The 17,552-nt window shown below is 55.2% G+C and carries 20 protein-coding genes; 15 read left to right on the top strand and 5 right to left on the bottom strand.

The genetic code is table 11. The features are described 5' to 3' along the window. The first annotated feature begins 57 nt into the window (after positions 1–57). Together ACRHIG_RS21345 and ACRHIG_RS21340 are read left to right on the top strand one after the other, a co-directional pair. Complete coding sequence (locus tag ACRHIG_RS21345) at positions 58–240, top strand: hypothetical protein (protein WP_475414228.1); 183 nt, start codon at positions 58–60, stop codon at positions 238–240. Between the two features lie 329 nt (positions 241–569). After that, positions 570–878 (top strand): H-NS histone family protein, encoded by a 309-nt coding sequence (locus ACRHIG_RS21340; RefSeq protein ID WP_010397665.1) that lies wholly within the window; start codon positions 570–572, stop codon positions 876–878. 311 nt (positions 879–1,189) lie between these two features. Here ACRHIG_RS21340 and smpB read toward each other — a convergent pair whose 3' ends face one another. After that, on the bottom strand, positions 1,190–1,639 hold the full coding sequence (smpB, locus tag ACRHIG_RS21335) for an SsrA-binding protein SmpB (RefSeq protein ID WP_034784131.1): 450 nt from the start codon (positions 1,637–1,639) through the stop codon (positions 1,190–1,192). A gap of 93 nt (positions 1,640–1,732) precedes the next feature. Between smpB and ACRHIG_RS21330 the strand changes: the two genes are divergently transcribed. The 5 genes from ACRHIG_RS21330 to ACRHIG_RS21310 all read left to right on the top strand — a co-directional run bounded on the left by ACRHIG_RS21330 (position 1,733) and on the right by ACRHIG_RS21310 (position 7,424). After that, positions 1,733–2,164: a type II toxin-antitoxin system RatA family toxin gene (locus ACRHIG_RS21330; protein WP_035818194.1), complete on the top strand. Its 432-nt coding sequence runs from the start codon at positions 1,733–1,735 to the stop codon at positions 2,162–2,164. After that, positions 2,157–2,453 carry an RnfH family protein gene (locus tag ACRHIG_RS21325; protein ID WP_475414227.1) on the top strand — a complete coding sequence of 99 codons (297 nt, stop codon included), beginning with the start codon at positions 2,157–2,159 and terminating at the stop codon, positions 2,451–2,453. The genes ACRHIG_RS21330 and ACRHIG_RS21325 overlap by 8 nt, the downstream gene beginning before the upstream one ends. Positions 2,454–2,582: 129 nt before the next feature. After that, positions 2,583–4,043 carry an IMP dehydrogenase gene (gene guaB / locus ACRHIG_RS21320; RefSeq protein ID WP_475414226.1) on the top strand — a complete coding sequence of 487 codons (1,461 nt, stop codon included), beginning with the start codon at positions 2,583–2,585 and terminating at the stop codon, positions 4,041–4,043. Positions 4,044–4,218: 175 nt separating this feature from the next. Next, positions 4,219–5,829, top strand: coding sequence for a glutamine-hydrolyzing GMP synthase (gene guaA / locus ACRHIG_RS21315; protein WP_489627830.1), 1,611 nt, complete (start codon positions 4,219–4,221; stop codon positions 5,827–5,829). Between the two features lie 398 nt (positions 5,830–6,227). Further along, positions 6,228–7,424, top strand: coding sequence for a tyrosine-type recombinase/integrase (locus ACRHIG_RS21310; RefSeq protein WP_489627829.1), 1,197 nt, complete (start codon positions 6,228–6,230; stop codon positions 7,422–7,424). Positions 7,425–7,428: 4 nt separating this feature from the next. Here the strand turns inward: ACRHIG_RS21310 and ACRHIG_RS21305 are convergent, their stop codons facing one another. Then, positions 7,429–7,830, bottom strand: coding sequence for a helix-turn-helix transcriptional regulator (locus ACRHIG_RS21305; protein WP_489627828.1), 402 nt, complete (start codon positions 7,828–7,830; stop codon positions 7,429–7,431). 808 nt (positions 7,831–8,638) lie between these two features. Further along, positions 8,639–9,424, bottom strand: coding sequence for a DUF1845 domain-containing protein (locus tag ACRHIG_RS21300; protein WP_489627827.1), 786 nt, complete (start codon positions 9,422–9,424; stop codon positions 8,639–8,641). Positions 9,425–10,088: 664 nt separating this feature from the next. Here ACRHIG_RS21300 and ACRHIG_RS21295 point away from each other — a divergent pair. From ACRHIG_RS21295 to ACRHIG_RS21280, 4 genes are all read left to right on the top strand, one after another. Continuing rightward, on the top strand, positions 10,089–10,628 hold the full coding sequence (locus ACRHIG_RS21295) for a hypothetical protein (RefSeq protein ID WP_489627826.1): 540 nt from the start codon (positions 10,089–10,091) through the stop codon (positions 10,626–10,628). Beyond that, complete coding sequence (locus ACRHIG_RS21290; RefSeq protein WP_489627825.1) at positions 10,621–10,995, top strand: hypothetical protein; 375 nt, start codon at positions 10,621–10,623, stop codon at positions 10,993–10,995. Before ACRHIG_RS21295 ends, ACRHIG_RS21290 begins: the two co-directional genes overlap by 8 nt. Continuing rightward, complete coding sequence (locus ACRHIG_RS21285; protein ID WP_489627824.1) at positions 10,973–11,992, top strand: DUF7146 domain-containing protein; 1,020 nt, start codon at positions 10,973–10,975, stop codon at positions 11,990–11,992. The genes ACRHIG_RS21290 and ACRHIG_RS21285 overlap by 23 nt, the downstream gene beginning before the upstream one ends. A 75-nt stretch (positions 11,993–12,067) precedes the next feature. Then, entirely contained in the window at positions 12,068–13,219 is a 1,152-nt protein-coding gene (locus ACRHIG_RS21280; protein WP_489627823.1) for a DUF932 domain-containing protein, read from the top strand. A 97-nt stretch (positions 13,220–13,316) separates the two neighbouring features. Here ACRHIG_RS21280 and ACRHIG_RS21275 read toward each other — a convergent pair whose 3' ends face one another. Beyond that, complete coding sequence (locus tag ACRHIG_RS21275) at positions 13,317–13,556, bottom strand: hypothetical protein (RefSeq protein ID WP_489627822.1); 240 nt, start codon at positions 13,554–13,556, stop codon at positions 13,317–13,319. Further along, a complete protein-coding gene (locus tag ACRHIG_RS21270; RefSeq protein WP_489627821.1) occupies positions 13,534–13,971 on the bottom strand; it encodes a hypothetical protein in 438 nt (145 codons plus the stop codon). The genes ACRHIG_RS21275 and ACRHIG_RS21270 overlap by 23 nt, the downstream gene beginning before the upstream one ends. Positions 13,972–14,359: 388 nt before the next feature. Here ACRHIG_RS21270 and ACRHIG_RS21265 point away from each other — a divergent pair, with 388 nt between their 5' ends. From ACRHIG_RS21265 to ACRHIG_RS21250, 4 genes are all read left to right on the top strand, one after another. Then, positions 14,360–14,707 carry a flagellar transcriptional regulator FlhD gene (locus ACRHIG_RS21265; RefSeq protein ID WP_489627820.1) on the top strand — a complete coding sequence of 116 codons (348 nt, stop codon included), beginning with the start codon at positions 14,360–14,362 and terminating at the stop codon, positions 14,705–14,707. Positions 14,708–14,714: 7 nt separating this feature from the next. Beyond that, the gene (locus ACRHIG_RS21260) at positions 14,715–15,296 is read left to right on the top strand and encodes a FlhC family transcriptional regulator (RefSeq protein WP_489627819.1); all 582 of its coding nucleotides are present in this window, start codon (positions 14,715–14,717) and stop codon (positions 15,294–15,296) included. A 216-nt stretch (positions 15,297–15,512) separates the two neighbouring features. Beyond that, positions 15,513–15,830: a hypothetical protein gene (locus tag ACRHIG_RS21255; protein WP_489627818.1), complete on the top strand. Its 318-nt coding sequence runs from the start codon at positions 15,513–15,515 to the stop codon at positions 15,828–15,830. A gap of 841 nt (positions 15,831–16,671) precedes the next feature. After that, positions 16,672–17,007 carry a hypothetical protein gene (locus ACRHIG_RS21250; protein WP_422726847.1) on the top strand — a complete coding sequence of 112 codons (336 nt, stop codon included), beginning with the start codon at positions 16,672–16,674 and terminating at the stop codon, positions 17,005–17,007. Positions 17,008–17,552 lie beyond the last annotated feature (545 nt).

Raw genomic sequence — 17,552 nt, 5'->3', positions numbered from 1 at the left:
TGCATTTGCGCCGCCATGATTATCTGGCAGCAGCCGGGAAGGAGTATCTGCAGGTGAATGCGTAACGCTGAAAATATTTTCTTCATGCTATGCTGTGCGCACTTTCGGGATTATGTGCTGTCGTGCGGCGCTGATTTCTTTGAATGGCGTAAAATCTGCCGCGCATGCATGGTGATGATTGCGCCGATGTCCGGTGCGGATGTCGGGATCGGGTTTGATGCGATGGGCGATGGGCGATAGTATTGGCCCATGTCTATTTTTGAATTGTTATTTAGAATTACTATAAATTGCAATGAAACAAAAATTACTGCAGAATAAATGCGGCCGATGGCGCTGTATTGCATCGCCACCGCACCAGGCAGGGGTAGAGGTACTTGCGCAGACGGTTCATGTGCGCTGTTCCCTCCTTGATTGATGATTTACATCGCTTGAAAGCCGGGGAAGTCGGTTTTTTGGTAAAAGAATTGTAAAAAACAATCAAATCTTTAGAAAAAATCACCTCAGTCGCGTTACAATTGGATAGAATTTAACTGTTCAGTTATATTTTTCAACTCACACAAGGAAATATCATGGATCTGTCCAGCTTATCCCTGTCCGAACTGCGCACCTTGCAGGACGACATCAAGAAGCAAATGAAGAAACGCGAACAGGACGATCTGTCCAAGGCGCGCGAACAAATCCTGGCGATTGCCCAGAGCGTCGGCGTTTCCGTAAAAGACCTGGTTGGTACGGGCATCCGCGCTAAAACCGGCACGGTTGCCGTACGCTATCGCAATCCGGACGACGCGACGCAGCAATGGACTGGCCGTGGCCGTCAACCGAAATGGGTCAAGGAGTGGACCGATTCGGGCAAGTCGCGTGATCTGCTGAAGGTTTGATTCTGAAGGCGTAAAAAACCGTTCATTCGGATGCTTGTCCTGTGGAGTCGTGCAGGGGTAATACCAGGCAGCACGCAAGCATCCGGAACTTTACTGTTGTCTTGGGCCAGGCAGGCCAAGCTGATGCATATAGCCGTATTTCCACGGTATTTTCGCCAATACCAGTCTTTCTCCCGCTATATCTCTTTCTTTCCCTGTTTTATTCCCCTCGCGCTGAGTTTTTCCGCTGGCCGCAGGCAATCGGCAAAATAAAACCCGGCATATAGCCGGGCTTGCTGGTATCGGCGCAGCATGCTGCGCGCAGTGCCGGATCAGCGGCGGTGCGACTTCATTGCCGCCTGTACTTCGCGCGCGCCATCGCGGTCGCGTTCCGCCGCCCGCTTGTCGTGCTGTTTCTTGCCTTTGGCCAGACCGATTTCGCATTTCACGCGGCCGCCTTTGTAGTGCAGGTTGAGCGGCACCAGGGTGTAGCCCGAGCGTTCCACCTTGCCGATCAGCTTATCCATTTCCGCGCGGTGCAGCAGCAGCTTGCGCGTGCGCACCGCTTCCGGGTGGATGTGGGTGGAGGCGGTCGGCAGGGCGCTGATATGCGCGCCGAACAGGAAGAGTTCATCGCCGCGGACGACGACGTAGGCTTCCTTGATTTGTACGCGGGCGTCGCGGATGGCTTTGACTTCCCAGCCTTCCAGTACGATGCCCGCTTCGTAGCGATCCTCGATAAAGTAGTCGTGGAAGGCTTTTCTGTTGTCTGCTATGGTCATGAGATGGTAAATGTGCGCGGGTCGGTTAAACTACTGTCTCGCGCAAGCGCGATAAAATCAAATGTATCCAACATCATAGCAAATGGTTCTTCAATGGCAGTAGTACATAAATCAGTTTTTCTCGGCTATAGCGCCGAACAAATGTTCGCGCTGGTGGCGGCGGTGGAGGATTATCCCAAATTCCTGCCCTGGTGCGGTGCGGTCGAGATTCGCGAGCGGGGCGAGAACACGGTTGTCGCCAGCGTGGGCATACATTACCACGGCGTGCGTCAAAGCTTCACCACGTCCAACGAGAACGTGCCGCCGACTTCCATCAAGATGAAGCTGGTGGACGGTCCTTTCAAGACCCTCGACGGCGTGTGGACCTTCAAGGCTCTGCGCGAAGATGCCTGCAAGATCGAACTGGACCTGCACTACGAATTTTCCAGCCGCGTGCTGGAGCAGATCATTGGCCCCGTCTTCGGCATGATCGCCAACAGCATGGTCGATTCCTTTTGCAAGCGCGCGGAGACCGTGTATGGCTGAGGCCAGCATTCAGGTGCAAGTCTGTTACGCCTTGCCGGATAGCAGCTTCCTGCGTACCTTGACGGTGCCCGCCGGCACCACCATCGAACAGGCGGTGACGCAGAGCGGCTTGCTGCAGGCCATCCCCGGCATCGACCTGGCCATCAATATGGTGGGCATCTATGGCAAGAAGAAGCCTTTGGATACCGTATTGCACGAGCATGACCGGGTGGAGGTGTATCGTCCCCTGCAGGCGGACCCGAAAGAAGCGCGCCGGCGCCGCGCTGGCAGCAAGCCCGCCAAGGCCTGAGGGCGGTGCTTGCCTGGCCGCTGCATGGCGAGGGTCATTTTTTTGCCATTTTTAAATATCTTTTCTATGCTGCAAGGACGGAGGGCGCTTTTTTCTGTATAATCTGCTTTTGCGCCAATAGGAAATGCTATGCGTCTACTTCAAAAAGCACTCACATTCGATGACGTGCTGCTCGTCCCAGCCTACTCCAACGTTCTGCCCGCCGATACGTCCCTCAAAACTCGCCTGACCCGCAATATCACCCTGAATATTCCCTTGCTGTCCGCAGCCATGGATACGGTGACGGAAGCCCGTCTGGCGATCGCGATGGCCCAGGAAGGCGGCATCGGCATCATCCACAAGAATTTGAATCCGAAGGACCAGGCACGTGAAGTGGCCCGCGTAAAACGTTTCGAAGCTGGCGTGCTGCGCGATCCGATCACGATTCCGCCGGACATGAAAATCCGCGACGTGATCGCCCTGACGGAACAATACGGCATCAGCGGTTTCCCTGTCGTCAAAGGCAAGGAAGTCGTCGGCATCATCACCAACCGCGATTTGCGCTTTGAGCAGGAACTCGACGCGGAAGCTTCCGCCAAGATGACCCCGCGCGAAAAGCTGGTGGTCGTCAAGGAAGACGCCGATACGGCCGAAGCCAAGCGCCTGATGAACAAGCACCGCCTCGAGCGCGTGCTGGTCGTCAACGACGCGTTTGAACTGCGCGGCCTGATCACCGTCAAGGATATCCAGAAGTCGACTTCCCACCCGTTCGCGTCGAAAGACAGCCAGGGCAAACTGCTGGTCGGCGCTGCCGTCGGCGTGGGCGCCAAGGATGAAGAGCGCATCGACCTGCTGGTCGCCGCCGGCGTCGACGTGCTGGTGGTCGACACGGCCCACGGCCACTCGCAAGGCATTCTCGATCGCGTACGCTGGATCAAGACCAAGTACCCGCAAGTGGAAGTGATTGGCGGCAACATCGCTACCGCCGCCGCCGCCAAGGCGCTGGTGGAATACGGCGCCGATGCGGTCAAGGTCGGCATCGGTCCTGGTTCGATCTGCACCACGCGTATCGTCGCCGGTGTGGGCGTGCCGCAAATCACCGCCATCTCGAACGTTGCCGAAGCTTTGGCCGGCACGGGCGTGCCATGTATCGCCGACGGCGGCATCCGCTTCTCGGGCGATATCTCGAAAGCGCTGGCAGCCGGCGCCTCGACCGTCATGATGGGTTCCATGTTTGCCGGTACGGAAGAAGCACCGGGCGAAGTGATCCTGTACCAGGGCCGCAGCTACAAATCGTACCGCGGCATGGGTTCGCTGGGCGCGATGTCCGATGGTTCGGCCGACCGCTATTTCCAGGATGCCACCATGAAGGCCGACAAGTTCGTGCCTGAAGGTATCGAAGGCCGCGTGGCCTACAAGGGCAGCGTGCTGGCGATCATCTTCCAGCTGGTGGGCGGCGTGCGTCAATCGATGGGTTACTGCGGTTGCGCCACCATCGACGAACTGCGCGAAAAGGCAGAATTCGTGGAAATCACCTCGGCCGGCATGCGCGAGTCGCATGTCCATGATGTGCAGATTACCAAAGAAGCCCCTAACTACCGTTCAGAGTAAGCGTACTGGAGAAACTGTCCATGACTGCGTTCCAGTGCCTCGCCGTACTATTCGTACTGTCTTCGGCACTGCGCCTTGCCCTGAACAGTTTTCCAGCTACGCTATTGTGGTAGCGACAGACCAGACCGGCGCCTAGTGCGCCGGTTTTGTAATGACCTCAGATAAAGTCCCCATCATGCATTCTAAAATCCTCATTCTCGATTTCGGTTCCCAAGTCACCCAGTTGATCGCCCGCCGCGTGCGCGATTCCGGCGTGTTTTCCGAAGTCTTCCCGTATGACGTCAGCGACGAATTCGTGCGCAACTATGGCGCCGCCGGCGTGATCCTGTCGGGCAGCCACAACTCCACGCTGGACGGCGATTCGCCGCGCGCGCCGCAAGCCGTGTTCGAGCTGGGCGTGCCCGTGCTGGGCATCTGCTACGGCATGCAAACCATGGCGGCCCAGCTGGGCGGCAAGGTGGAAAACGGCCTGGTACGCGAATTCGGCTACGCCGAAGTGCGCGCCCGCAGCCACACCAAATTGCTCAACGGTATTGCCGACTTTGTCACCGACGAAGGCCACGGCATGCTGAAAGTGTGGATGAGCCATGGCGACAAGGTGCTGGAAATGCCGCCAGGCTTCAAACTGATGGGCAACACCCCAAGCTGCCCGATCGCCGCCATGGCCGATGAAGAGCGCCAGTTCTACGGCGTGCAATTCCATCCGGAAGTGACGCACACGGTGCAGGGCAAGGCCATGATCGGCCGTTTCGTGCATGAGATCTGCGGCTGCAAGTCGGACTGGAACATGCCTGACTACATCAGCGAAGCGGTGGAAAAGATCCGCGCGCAAGTCGGTACCGATGAAGTCATCCTGGGCTTGTCCGGCGGTGTCGATTCGTCCGTGGCCGCTGCCCTGATCCACCGCGCCATCGGTGACCAGCTGACCTGCGTCTTCGTCGACCACGGCCTGCTGCGCCTGGACGAAGGCAAGATGGTGATGGACATGTTCGCCAAGAACCTGGGCGTGAAAGTCATCCGCGTCGATGCGGAAGACCAGTTCATGGGCCACTTGGCCGGCGTCACCGACCCCGAGCAGAAGCGCAAGATCATCGGCCGCGAATTCGTCGAAGTCTTCCAGGTGGAATCCGGCAAGCTGGTCAATGCCAAATGGCTGGCGCAAGGCACGATCTACCCGGACGTCATCGAATCGGCCGGCAAGGGCAAGAAGGGCCAGACCATCAAGAGCCACCACAACGTGGGCGGCTTGCCGGACACCATGAAGCTCAAGCTGCTCGAACCGTTGCGCGAACTGTTCAAGGACGAAGTGCGCAAACTGGGCGTGGCCCTGGGCTTGCCGCATGACATGGTCTACCGCCACCCGTTCCCGGGCCCGGGCCTGGGCGTGCGCATCCTCGGCGAAGTCAAGAAAGACTACGCCGACCTGCTGCGCCGCGCCGACGCCATCTTCATCGAAGAACTGCGCAATACGCCGTATGAACCGGTGGTGGTGCCTGGCTTCGACCAGGATAGCGTGCCGACCAACTGGTACGAAGCGACGAGCCAGGCTTTTGCCGTCTTCCTGCCCGTCAAATCGGTGGGCGTGATGGGCGACGGCCGCACCTACGAATACGTGGTGGCCCTGCGCGCCGTGCAGACGCAGGACTTCATGACGGCGCATTGGGCGCACCTGCCGCACAGCCTGCTGGGCAAGGTGTCGAACCGCATCATCAATGAAGTGCGCGGCATCAACCGCGTCGTCTACGATATTTCGGGCAAGCCGCCGGCGACCATCGAGTGGGAATAATCTCCCGTCCGGCACCGTAAGGTAACGCCGGGTCAATGCAACAGCTAAGCCCCTGATTTTTCAGGGGCTTTTTTTATTTTGTCTGGCAAACGCAAGCAACCCATGGCAGAGCCAAGCACGTTTTTTTGTGGGTATTTTTAAGGGGACTCAAATTGTCGTGGGGAATATTTAACATTTGGTTCTTACTGTCCATTTCCACCGCGAGGGTATCAATGAGGGTATTTTTTATGCCAAGTCATTGATTTTAAAGTTAATTTTAGGTTCCGGGGAAGCTCGTCGGGGCGAGGGTATCTAGGCCTCGCGAGTGGCAGTGGATATCACTTTTTTCGTACGCAGTGATTGATTGTTTGAAATGCGCCCGGTGCCGGTACAGACTTGTGAATGAATGGGAGGTGCCCATGCTGACCGATACAAAATTGAAAAATCTGAAACCAGCTGAAAAAGCCTACAAGGTGCCGGATCGTGATGGAATGTATGCAACGGTCCTTCCCAGTGGCACGATCTCGTTTCGCTATAACTACCGCGTCAATGGCCGATACGAAACCTTGGTGCTTGGACGGTACGGCGCCGGTGGCTTGAGTTTGCAAGACGCGAGGGAGCGCCTGCAGGACGCCAAGAAAGCGCAATCGGAAGGCAAGTCCCCGTCGCGGCTCAAAGCCCAATTGCGCAATCAGTTGGCCGATGGAGAGCCTTTTAGTGTGTGGGCCGAACGTTGGTTATTAAAGTACAAAATGGCGGAGTCGACGCGGGATATGCGGCGCTCGGTGTACGAACGCGATCTGAAACGCCCCTTTGGCAGTCTCCTGTTGCATGAGATTACGCACAACGAGTTGCGTTCCGTATGCGACGCCATCCTCGCACGTGGCGCCCCCGCGACGGCCGTGCATGTGCGCGATATCGTGAAACTGGTCTTTAAGTACGCAGAACAAAGAGGACAGAAGGTTGAAAACCCTGCGGATCTGGTTGCTCCCTCATCCATTGCCGTATTTGAGCCGCGCGACCGCGCGTTGGGTGCCGAAGAGATCGCGCTGTTCTACGAACATATCGAATACGTGCAGTGCGCGCCGACCTTGCGTCTGGCTTGCAAATTACTATTACTCACCATGGTGCGCAAATCCGAACTGACGGACGCAACATGGAGTGAGGTGAATTTTACCGATGCTCTATGGACCATTCCGGCCAGGCGGATGAAGCGTCGCAACCCCCACAACGTCTATCTGTCACGCCAGGCGCTCGATATGTTCGTCGCGCTACGCACCTGTGCTGGTACGTCCCCTTACATTTTGCCATCGCGATATGACCCTGATGTGCCGATGAATGGTGCTTCGCTCAATCGCATCCTGGTGTCAGTCTGTGCCACGGCACGAGACTGTGGGAAACAACTGGCCGATTTTTCGCCGCACGATTTACGGCGAACAGCATCGACCCTGCTGCACGAAGCCGGCTACAACACCGATTGGATCGAAAAATGTCTCGCCCACGAGCAGAGGGGCGTGCGAGCCGTCTACAACAAGGCTGAATACGCGGTTCAGCGCCGGACCATGCTGCAGGAGTGGGCAGACATGATCGACGCCTGGACAACGCAGAGAGATTAGGGTGTTACCTGGAAGGGCTGCGTGGCACTGGGTGTGCCTGCGGCACGCCAGGCAGACGTGCGGCCGTCTGCTGTTCGGCGATCCATGCATCCACCTCGTTGAGGTCCCAGGCAACTAGGCGCGAGGTAATAGTAAAACGCCGGGGAAATTGCCCGCTTTTTTCAAGGTTTAGGATAGTGCGCTCGCATAGCGGCACTTTTTGTAAGAGCTGGCGGCGTTTAATGAGAACCCGGCCAGGTACATTGAGTTCGCTCTCGGTCAAGACACGTACTGCGCGAGGAGAGCGGCCGGTTTTCGGGCTAGACCGACGCTGGCGTTTGAGATTGCCGGCAAATGCTCGCAGGCCAATGGCAGGGTGCATCAAGTTGGTAAACGGCGAATGGTTCGAAGGGGGTATATATTTCATGATGAGCTGTCTCCATGATCGATGACGGATGACGAATCATCCTGCTCCATGGTGGCCGCGCTGATCCTGGGCATCAAGTTGAAAACCGGCATATTTCGGTGGTATTTCACGGCAATTGCGTGAAGGCGCGGTGGCCGCTGTTAGTGGCGTGTGGCCGATGGATTGTCACCCTGTGGAAAAGAGATGGCATGGGAACGGCCTGTGAGACATTTCCTGCGCTCAGGACCCTGGCGAGGTGTCCATGTCCGCTGCGTTCCTGTTGTGTCTCTACTGCGATGGTGCTGGCATCGTAGCCCGGAGCAATAGAGATGAGAAGTGCGCTGGACGGCTTTCAGCGTTGGCACGAACATCTCTTCGAAAAGGTGAAGCGTGCCGGCGCAGGAAGTCCATTGAATACAGAGCGGTGCATGTGTGGCAATGACATCCAATTCGATGCAATGGTTCAATCCGTAGGATTCCCGCTCGTCCTCCGTTAACACTCCGCATGCCAACAACACCTTGTCGTGGACATGGCACCATTCGATCAGGCGCCGGACATCATGCGGGTCGAACCTGGTTGCCTGCTCAATCACCATGATTGCTATGCCGCTGTGTCGTTGCGGCGTCTCCAGAGCCAACATGCTGTCGCCTCTTGGCTCCACCCGATAGGACCGACCAAATGCGACTTCCATCGCTGCTAGGCACCATGCCGGTGCCGCAGGCGCTTCACTGCAGAGTAACATCTTAAGGCACATGGCTTCCTCCGTGCCGGTTGGTTGGGGGATAGACTTCCTATCCGGGATGCGGGTAGGAAGGCTTGTAAGGCTCGTCAGGGACTTGCCGGAACCTCTTCGCTGAATGGGGCGACTGGAGTGCTTAAAACCTGCTCAGGGGCCGGATTTGGTGCCGGATGGTCTGCTCGTTGCGTCACTCCGGTGAACGCTGGAAAGGTGGCTGAATCATCGCCCTGGGAGGGGAGGCTGCTCGGTGCGGTGGGCTTGCGCTCGGATGCTGGCAGTGCATTGATGCGTTTGAGCAGGCCGAGGGATAGCGCGCGCGTGGTAGCGGTGACCGCTCGTACGGTTTTCTTGATCTGCGATTTTTCGGTGATGAGCTGGCTTGTCGAGAGCACCTCGTCAATGCACAAGGTTTCGAGCATGGGCATGAGCTGGTCGACTTTGCTGATCAATTCCAGTAAACGCCGGCCAAACATGGAAAAGACTTTTGCTTCGAGGGCGAGAGGTTCGATGTCGTAGCTGGCCAGTTCGTGGATGCCATGTTGATGGCATAGTTTCTCGAAGGCGACGATCCGCTGGTTGGCAAGGGCAATGCGCGCGTCAAGCATGGTGCGCAATTCCTGCTCCACTTGATCGACATCCTCGGCTGGTAATTTCATCCTGGCAAAGACGGAAATAAAATGGAAATTCGCTTGTGATACGTAGAAGCAGCGCAAGTACAAACGCTTGCCTTCCGGACTGGCGAGCGAGATATTGACCTTGCGGCTCGCTGATTCGACGCGTGTCAGATCGGCGGCGGCCTCTTTGGCCAGCAACTTCCTGTTGGTTTCGCCATAATCACGCGTGACGATTAAATGGGTGGGAGCTGGGTAGTTCATGGTGATGTCCTCGAAAATGCCCATTGGGCTACATAACATGGTGTACTCACCATCCTGTTGATTCAAGAGGAATGCGCGGAGCTTTGCAAGCGTATTTGCGGGTACTGTGTTCGCCATTCGGGTACGTCGATACATGTATGGATGCGTACGCCACTGCGTGATCCCGGTGCCGGTGGATTTGCCGGAAGCATTTTTCGTCGAACCTGTGTTGACAGCCCGGGGAGGGCGACCTAAAGTTATATCGCAGCAGCTAGCCCTGCATCGTCTGGCAAGCCTGATCAATTGCGCCCAGCGCGCCGCAGCACCGATTGGACCGTCTCCTGTTTCCAGGCGTGACGTCCGTGTTCCTGAATAACGAGAGTGTTTTGACGCGCCACGCGCACCGCGCCGTTACGTCAAAGCACTTTGCATGCGTTTTCAGGACGGTAGCTGGCATCCCCGCCGAAACGGCATCAGCCGACAGTATCAAGCCAGTCAATTGAAGTTCCGGTGCGTCGCAGCAACCGGATGATCTATTTCCCCCTTTGGGACGATGCATCCCGGGAGGGACTTGCCTCGTCTCTTTTTCTTGTGCGAGGCAATCATGAGCAGATCTCAGATCAACTATTGTCGCGTCCCCCAGGATAGGGACACTTCCTTCCATCGCGCCGCGCCGCGCGCACCTGTGAGCAAGGTACCCGCGCGCGAAACGAATGATGACGCGATTGAATTTTCAGAAGAGGAGCTGGTGGCATTGCACTGGTGGCTATTGCGCAAAGTAAGTTTGCTCAGCGACCCGCGCACGCCACTGGATGAGAAATTTGAATTGGTCCGTTGGGTGTTTACGGATCCGGTTCGTGATAGGCAGCCGTTTTCCTTCGTCAATTGCATGAAGGTGGTGAGCGGCAGTCCGTTGTCGCAGCTGCCATTCATCGGCGCCATCGATGCGCAGGAGGTGCGCGATTGGATTGGTTCGCAGTTGTGCCGTTGGTTTATGACTGCGCTGCAGGACTACCCCGAGTGGGCCCGCCAAGCGGTACTGACAAAGCCAGACTGGATTTCCGAGAACTTATTCAAAAATCCACAATGGATGAATGAGCAGATCAAGCTCCATCAGTCCGATCTTTTTGCATCGCTGATTGCAGAGGACGGTGAGGAATATTTGAGTGGCCATGGCGGTAAGTCTGGACGCCAGGTAAATACGAAGGGAGGGCGCCATGCTTGATGCCTTCATTACCGCTGCATTCCCTTCCGTTCGCTTCTGTCGGGTACGGGACATCGACGAGTTGATTTACAGAATCAAGGAAAGCGAGATTGTTGTGGGGAAGGCAGGTCGTGTTTTTTACCTCGGTCAAGAACTGCGGTCAATACGCTTGTCCTTAGTGCCGGGTGGTTTTCAGGTTGATCCACAGCGTGGCCGTCCGGATAGGAGAGCGATGTCCATTACTGTAAGCGAACTGCTGTCTGGGGAAGTTGGCGTTGCCATGGATCACGGGTGGCTGTTCGCACGCCGCGTAGCCTACCCGTGCGAAGGCAAATTTTCTTGGGGCCTGACCTGGGGAGGTCAACATGATCAGAAACGAGGAATTTAACGCGCGTTTTCAGCAGGTTAAGCAGCGCGCGTTTGGGCGATGGACGGAAATTCTGCTGGCGCTGGGCGTGGACGCGAAAGTGCTCAATCAACGCAATCAGCCGTGCCCATTGGGTGATTGCGGCGGCACAGACCGGTTTCAATACACGGACAAGTTTGGCCACGGCAATTATGTTTGCCGTGGCTGCGGCGCCGGTGGCGGATTTAAATTGCTAATGGGCTGCTTGGGGCTTAGTGCTGTTGACGCGCTGAGCAGGGTAGAAGGCCATCTTGGTATGACTGCGCCGAGGGAGGCGATCTCGCTGCCACAGGACTCGCGTACAGAACGGGATGGCCTGATTCGGAGGATTCTGGCCGAAACAGTGCCAGTGACACCCGGAGATGCAGTGGACAGGTATTTGTGGAACCGGGGCATCAACCTGGAGCGGTACCCATCGACGCTGCGCATGCATCCTGCGTTGGGTTACTACGAGCGCAATGTGCTCACTGGTCAAGCCGTTGTGGTTCGGCGGTACCCTGCCATGGTGGCCTGCGTACAGGACAAGAGCGGGCGCACGGTGTCGTTGCATCGCACGTATTTGAGCAATGGCGAGAAGGCCCGCGAATGCGCGGTCAAGAAGCTGCTGTGTGCTGGCATAGGTGGCGCTGCCATTCGTCTGGCGCCATCCTCAGACGAATTGGCTGTGTGTGAAGGCATCGAGACCGCGCTGGCGGTCATGAAACGTTCGCATCAGCCAGTGTGGGCGGGGATGAGTGCCGGGAACCTGGAAAAGCTATGGATTCCGGAAACAGTCAAACGCCTACGAATTTATGCTGACAACGATGCGAATGCATTTTTTGATGGGCAGGCTGCGGCTTATAGCCTTGCGCGTCGCTACCTGAAATCTCATGCAGGAAGGACAGGGAGATCGGCCGAGGTGTTTGTGCCGAAGTCGGCTGGCGCCGATTGGGCCGAGGTGTTACTGAAGATTTCACACCGCGCGCGTCATGCGGCGTGAAGTCCCGAGAGCAAAACAGTAGATGTGGCGCGGTGGCCGTTTGGGCGCCGCATGTTGGCGCAATAGTGCGCCCACGTGGAAGTCAGTGAATTCCGCGTGCTTGACCCTGCGGGGATGCACTCCCGCCAGGGAGCTGCATCGCCCGCTTTTTTCATGGAGGTTGTGATGAAAACAGGACGTCCTTTGGAACAACTCGTCATCGAACTTGAGCGGCAGGCAGCGCTCAAGAAGGACATGATCGTGCCGGCGACGAAGCTGGTAAGCGAGACGACGGCGGCAGGGCAGTGCAATCTCGTCATTGATGAACCCTATGGCAAGAAGCGATACCTGATGAACGATTTTGCCTGCGCGCAGCTGGCAAGGAAACTGGATATACCGTTGCCGTACTTCAAGCGCATGCGTTCGTTTGATACCCAACTGCTCGATGACAACATCAATGCGTGGCTCAGAATCAATGCCACAGATAGCTATATGGTGCGGACCATGGCGGGTCGGGCCAGGGCATTCTTGTCGTCGCGCTTCCGTCGGCTCGACAACATCGATTTGGCCCACAGCATTTTACCGATCTTGCTTAAACTGCCCGGTGCCCGTTTTGAGTCGGTGGAGCTGACCGAAACCAAGATGTATTTGAAGGTCGTGAGTGCCGAGGTGACGCATGAGGTCGTGCCAGGAGACATATTGCAGGCCGGCGTCGTCGTCAGTAATTCGGAGATCGGGGTGGGGCGGCTGCGCGTGGACCCGTTGATTTATCGGCTGAAATGCAGCAACGGGCTCATCGCTTGTGAGCGCTCGATGCGAAAAAACCATGCTGGGCGTTTACTGGAGTGTGGTGATGACGTCGTACTGCAAGATGACACAGTCGAGGCCGAAGATCGCGCGATCTTTTTGAAAGCGCGGGACATGGTGCAGACCGCTGTATCGGAGACGACCTTTCAACTGATATCGGAGAAGATGCGCAAGACCATGGGCATCGCATTGACGGGCGATCCGGTGAAATCTGTGGAGGTGCTAGCGAATCGCTTCGTAATGAACGAGGCGGAGCGTGCCGGCGTATTACGCCATTTGATTGCGGAACAGCAGCTGAACGGCTACGGCTTGCTCAATGCGGTGACAGGCTACTCGCAAGAAGTGGATGCTTATGATCGCGCCACTGAATTTGAGGAGTTTGGTGGAAAAATGCTCGAATTTTCGCTTAAGGAGTGGAGCGAGGTCGCTGAAGCAAAGTAGCGTGGCATGAAATCTAACACCACGACGATTGGGTTCCCCCGGTAGCTTGGCTACCGGGGAATTTCGCTCAATGAAACATGATGCGAGTCTTGATACGTCAAAAACGATTGATATTAATGGCGGCTTTAACACGTCCTACAATTTTCAGGGTAAGCATTGCTTTTGATATTTTCACAAGAGTTGAGTTGTAGCGTTGGTTTTCGCAACGAAGTAATAGGCCTTCTCCCACGATGATTTCAATGTGTCGCACAAGGCGCCTGCCTTGGTAATCCAATAGATAGATTCCGTTGACCTCCACCTCATGGACCGTCGCATCAAAAAAATGGGGCGCCATCATGGATGAGCGGAGCCATGTCATCTCCTTTCATCACTCCTACTTGATTGGGGCCGGTGAACGATGCGGTTTGCCCGAGCATGTGACCGATCCAGTCAAAGGTGGGCTCTTCATCACCGTACATCTGTTCCTGAACCCGTGGCGATAGTTGTTGCTTGGGGAACGGGAGACGATGCGATGTCAATCCCAGGATCCAGTTCGCATCCATGTCGAACTGAAGGCAGACAATGGCGAGGGATTTGAGATCGGGGAGACCTGGTTTTTCTTCATCGATCCACCGCGCCACTGTTTGCAGGGCTCGGCCGGTAATCTGGCTCAGGAAGTGCTCGCGTTGTCCAGGATGTATTCCCCGCCTGTCGAGTTCTGCAATGAGGCGTTGCCGCACACCAGGGACGATATCAATGTCCAGTTCGCGCACGGCCTCTCTGGTAAGCGGGATGTTATTGCTTATTGTCACGATTTTTGTCTCCATGCAGGGGTAAAGTGAGAGACTTTGATTTATTTGTAGATTATTTGTAGCAGTTGTTACGAGTAGATTTTTATCGGGTAGAGTTTGATTTTAGGCTGGGAATCGCATTTCCTCTAGTAAAATTTTGCTAAAATGCATATAAATATTTTTATTCGATTAGCAGTTGCTATTGACCTTTGAAATTTTGCGGAGTAGTCTTTTTTAATGTGCTATTGCCGTCGCGCGCGGTCCTCTTACCCATGACTTCGCCCATTCGTTGACCGACGTGGCAGATGTGCACAGCGGAAACCGGATGAATGACCACGCCCCGCCGTAGCGGGGCAAAGCGGGGTGGACCATGGAAGACGCGATTCGATACACGGACGTGCAGTACCTCAACTTAAATTACTTACTCACTATCCAGGTGGGTCTGAAGCAAGACCCCCTTGCCACTTGCTGCACTTTTCACCTCGACACTGCCTCCGCCGAGACGCTGGCCGCAATGAGCGTGGACTCCTTGCAGCAGCTTGCCGCTAGCATGTCGCATGAAAGCTTGTTTAAGCCGATAGGTAATTTTAAAACTCTCCTTGAAACGCCGCCCGTATTAGCCATGACGTTGTGCCGGGTCGGCGCTGTGGATACGGATGCAACCCGCGGACCATCGCGTGCCAGCCAGGCCACTGCGGCCCGTGCGCGCGTTGCATAGGTGACGTATGGCGTACGAACATGCTGAGCGACACATTCAGGCCCTGCAGCTTGCCAAATCCTGCGTCGAACAGGGCGCGCGCATGAAAACCGTCGCCTATTTGACCGGATTGAGTGCATCACTGCTACGGGAATATTTCTACAATGACCGGGCGGCCACCGGCGGTCGATGGCCTAGCTCGCAGGATTGGTACCACATGGCGACCGTGGTGCAACGTGCCGAGGCGTCACTGATCGCTACTATTTTTCATTTCCTGCGTACGCAACATGCATGCTCGGCACGCAAGGCCATGGTGTACGCCTATAAAATGTATCGAGAGCGATGGACTGGCCGGTCCAGCATTTCGTTTGACCGAGCTTTCGAGCTGATCGCTAGCGTAGAGGGCATTTGGACCCACCATTCATCGCAGTTGGCGCTGCATACCTGCCCGCGTTGCCGCTGCCGCTATCTGATCGCACTCGGGGATACCTCGGCGGATCACTCCGGATGTGTGTTCTGCAAGCTCGTTAAACGGTATGCCACTGATTCCCGTATTCAATCGAGCTTTGCCGGCAACCCTGACTTGCGCCTGAATGTAGAGAAAAATTAGTCATGGCATGGTTTTTTCTGCGTTCTTTGTAGTGATGCCCTGATAGTTTTGTATTGCGATCCAACATCAGGCTTGAACCCATAACAAACTCCTTGCTTGCCATTAAAGCAATAATATCGTACACTGAGCTATTCAGATCGTCCGCTATCGGCCAGAAGCGGGCCTTTGTATTGCCTGTGGTATTTCATTTTTCTCTTTGATAGGTGGGCGGCTCAAGTGAGTAAACAGACTGGCCTTGTATGGCCGAGTGGGGACTGCAAACCTATCATCGCTACCCTGCGCACTCCAGTTGAGCTAATCGTTGATACTGATGCCACCATCTTTAGAGATAAAGATGACCTCGACTGGTTCGAGGGGGCCTATGTACAAATTGATGGAGTGGGGACGGTTTTGATCATGAGGCACGACAACAGCCCATCGGGACTAACAGCTCTATATGTGGATGCCTCCTGCCATGTCCATTCAGCAGTTACGCTGCTGGTGCAATTTTTCGGATTATCCCCGAAAGATGTCAAGTGGCAGACTAAGGCATGAAGCCGGCATGATTCCATTTGCCGACGAATATTTGTTCAGCTAACGGCCAACAGCGGGCATTTATGGATAGCATGAATTTTAAAGTACGCCCTCGATATGCGAGCGTCCCGGCGCTTGCTTTCGCAGCAGGATGTGTCCCCGTCTCCAAAATCGCGCTGATGTACTGGCAGTACCGGCTGCCGTGGCCCTTCCCTGAATTTATTGAGCCAATTTCCCTCTTTCTGGCACTGGGTGCTGCAGTTCTCACCGTAAGCTATTTTTCCTATTCTTTGGTGAGGAAACTGCTTTGGGTTGTGGCCGTTAGCGTTTGGTCTTGCTTAGCGTACCTTATTGTTTCATTTGTACCTGGCTGTATGTGGGCACCTGCGTGCCTCTAAGGTCCGCATCGGCCAGATCGAAATTGTCCGCTTCGGGGCGGAAGCTGTCTCACATGAACGGCGGCAACCGGCCAGAAGCAGCCATTGGAAAGCACTCAGAGCAATGAATGGAAAGAATTGATGGTTCGACTTGACTGTTCTGGCATCACCTTCGCCTCGCAACTTGACGAACGACATTTGTTCGAGTGGGGCATGCAAATTTCGGGCACGCTTCGGTGGGAGCAAGATACTCTTGTGATGAGGTCATCGAATCTCAATCAAGCGTCCTTACGGGACTTGCTAGCACTTTTTTCTCGGTATCAAATACCCATGAAGCAGCTGGCTCAGTTTAGAAATATCAGGAATGAAGGTTGGTTTGCTGCTCCGAAAATGTATTGGTACAAACAGGTTTTCGGCTAGGCGGCAACCGGCCAGTAGCAGACATTCGGCAGAACTAAGCTTCAGCCACTATAAGATAAAGCACAATGCGATTAGCAGCACATTACTATGTAGAGTTCGAGACCTTAGGGAAAAAGCCAACTCAATTGGAGTTCAGGTCCCTTAGCGAGGATGATGTTCTGACGTTCTCGATTGTCAATCTGAAGCCTGAATCGGACCTTTTTGTCGCGTGCCTCGGCGACGGCATCGACTATGGCAATTTTATAATTAACGTAGATGCACAAGGTCGAGCCACGGTACAAGCACACGAGCATCGAGGGTTTTTTGTGGATGGATTGACCGTCGAGACTGCAATAAATGCACTGAAGTACTGGTTGCCGCTGCAGGTGAGAACACCTGAAATCCAGTGGATGGGCCAATGATTCATCACTAAATTTAGGCGGCATTCGGCCAGGAGCAGACTGTCATTTTTATAGCCGGAAAACAGGATAGTATTGATGGTTAGCATCGAGATAGAGAAGAGAAAGGCTGTTCGACTACAGTATCGTGAGCTCTTCGATGTGCTATCAAAGCTACTGTTCGAGGCTGACCCAATTGGTATTAATTTTGAAACGAACACAGACGAATACGAACTAGAGGTCGGGACAATTATTCCCCGACTGAGGCATGCCAAATCTGAAGCCGATGTGCAACTTATAGTTCACGAGGAATTTTGTAGATGGTTCGACAGCGAGACTGCCGGGCCGATAACCGATTATCGTGACCTCGCTTCTCAAATTTGGGATGAATGGCTACGATGCCAATAATTGCAGTGGGGCTGACGGCGGCCTTCGGCCAAAAGCGGACCCAGCGAACGCTTATGCGCTCCAGATATCGAGGACTACCATGCATAAGGTGCAAGAGCGATTAGAGCAATACTGTTCAGATCTGCCAGACTTGAAGATTATCGATTGCGGAGCCTCGTTCG

The organism is Janthinobacterium sp. C22, from assembly GCF_057919405.1.
The sequence above is the reverse complement of the archived record's forward strand: the minus strand, read 5'-3'. Positions and strand labels throughout refer to the sequence as shown.

What these genes read in the sequence shown, in the direction of transcription:
- guaA (WP_489627830.1), top strand. Translation starts at nt 4,219, where the DNA reads ATGCATTCTAAAATCCTCATTCTCGATTTCGGTTCCCAAGTCACCCAG.
- ACRHIG_RS21305 (WP_489627828.1), bottom strand. Translation starts at nt 7,830, where the DNA reads ATGAAATATATACCCCCTTCGAACCATTCGCCGTTTACCAACTTGATG.
- smpB (WP_034784131.1), bottom strand. Translation starts at nt 1,639, where the DNA reads ATGACCATAGCAGACAACAGAAAAGCCTTCCACGACTACTTTATCGAG.
- ACRHIG_RS21345 (WP_475414228.1), top strand. Translation starts at nt 58, where the DNA reads ATGCGTAACGCTGAAAATATTTTCTTCATGCTATGCTGTGCGCACTTT.
- ACRHIG_RS21325 (WP_475414227.1), top strand. Translation starts at nt 2,157, where the DNA reads ATGGCTGAGGCCAGCATTCAGGTGCAAGTCTGTTACGCCTTGCCGGAT.
- ACRHIG_RS21330 (WP_035818194.1), top strand. Translation starts at nt 1,733, where the DNA reads ATGGCAGTAGTACATAAATCAGTTTTTCTCGGCTATAGCGCCGAACAA.
- ACRHIG_RS21260 (WP_489627819.1), top strand. Translation starts at nt 14,715, where the DNA reads ATGGCGTACGAACATGCTGAGCGACACATTCAGGCCCTGCAGCTTGCC.
- ACRHIG_RS21265 (WP_489627820.1), top strand. Translation starts at nt 14,360, where the DNA reads ATGGAAGACGCGATTCGATACACGGACGTGCAGTACCTCAACTTAAAT.
- ACRHIG_RS21250 (WP_422726847.1), top strand. Translation starts at nt 16,672, where the DNA reads ATGCGATTAGCAGCACATTACTATGTAGAGTTCGAGACCTTAGGGAAA.
- guaB (WP_475414226.1), top strand. Translation starts at nt 2,583, where the DNA reads ATGCGTCTACTTCAAAAAGCACTCACATTCGATGACGTGCTGCTCGTC.
- ACRHIG_RS21300 (WP_489627827.1), bottom strand. Translation starts at nt 9,424, where the DNA reads ATGAACTACCCAGCTCCCACCCATTTAATCGTCACGCGTGATTATGGC.
- ACRHIG_RS21290 (WP_489627825.1), top strand. Translation starts at nt 10,621, where the DNA reads ATGCTTGATGCCTTCATTACCGCTGCATTCCCTTCCGTTCGCTTCTGT.
- ACRHIG_RS21340 (WP_010397665.1), top strand. Translation starts at nt 570, where the DNA reads ATGGATCTGTCCAGCTTATCCCTGTCCGAACTGCGCACCTTGCAGGAC.
- ACRHIG_RS21285 (WP_489627824.1), top strand. Translation starts at nt 10,973, where the DNA reads ATGATCAGAAACGAGGAATTTAACGCGCGTTTTCAGCAGGTTAAGCAG.
- ACRHIG_RS21275 (WP_489627822.1), bottom strand. Translation starts at nt 13,556, where the DNA reads ATGATGGCGCCCCATTTTTTTGATGCGACGGTCCATGAGGTGGAGGTC.
- ACRHIG_RS21310 (WP_489627829.1), top strand. Translation starts at nt 6,228, where the DNA reads ATGCTGACCGATACAAAATTGAAAAATCTGAAACCAGCTGAAAAAGCC.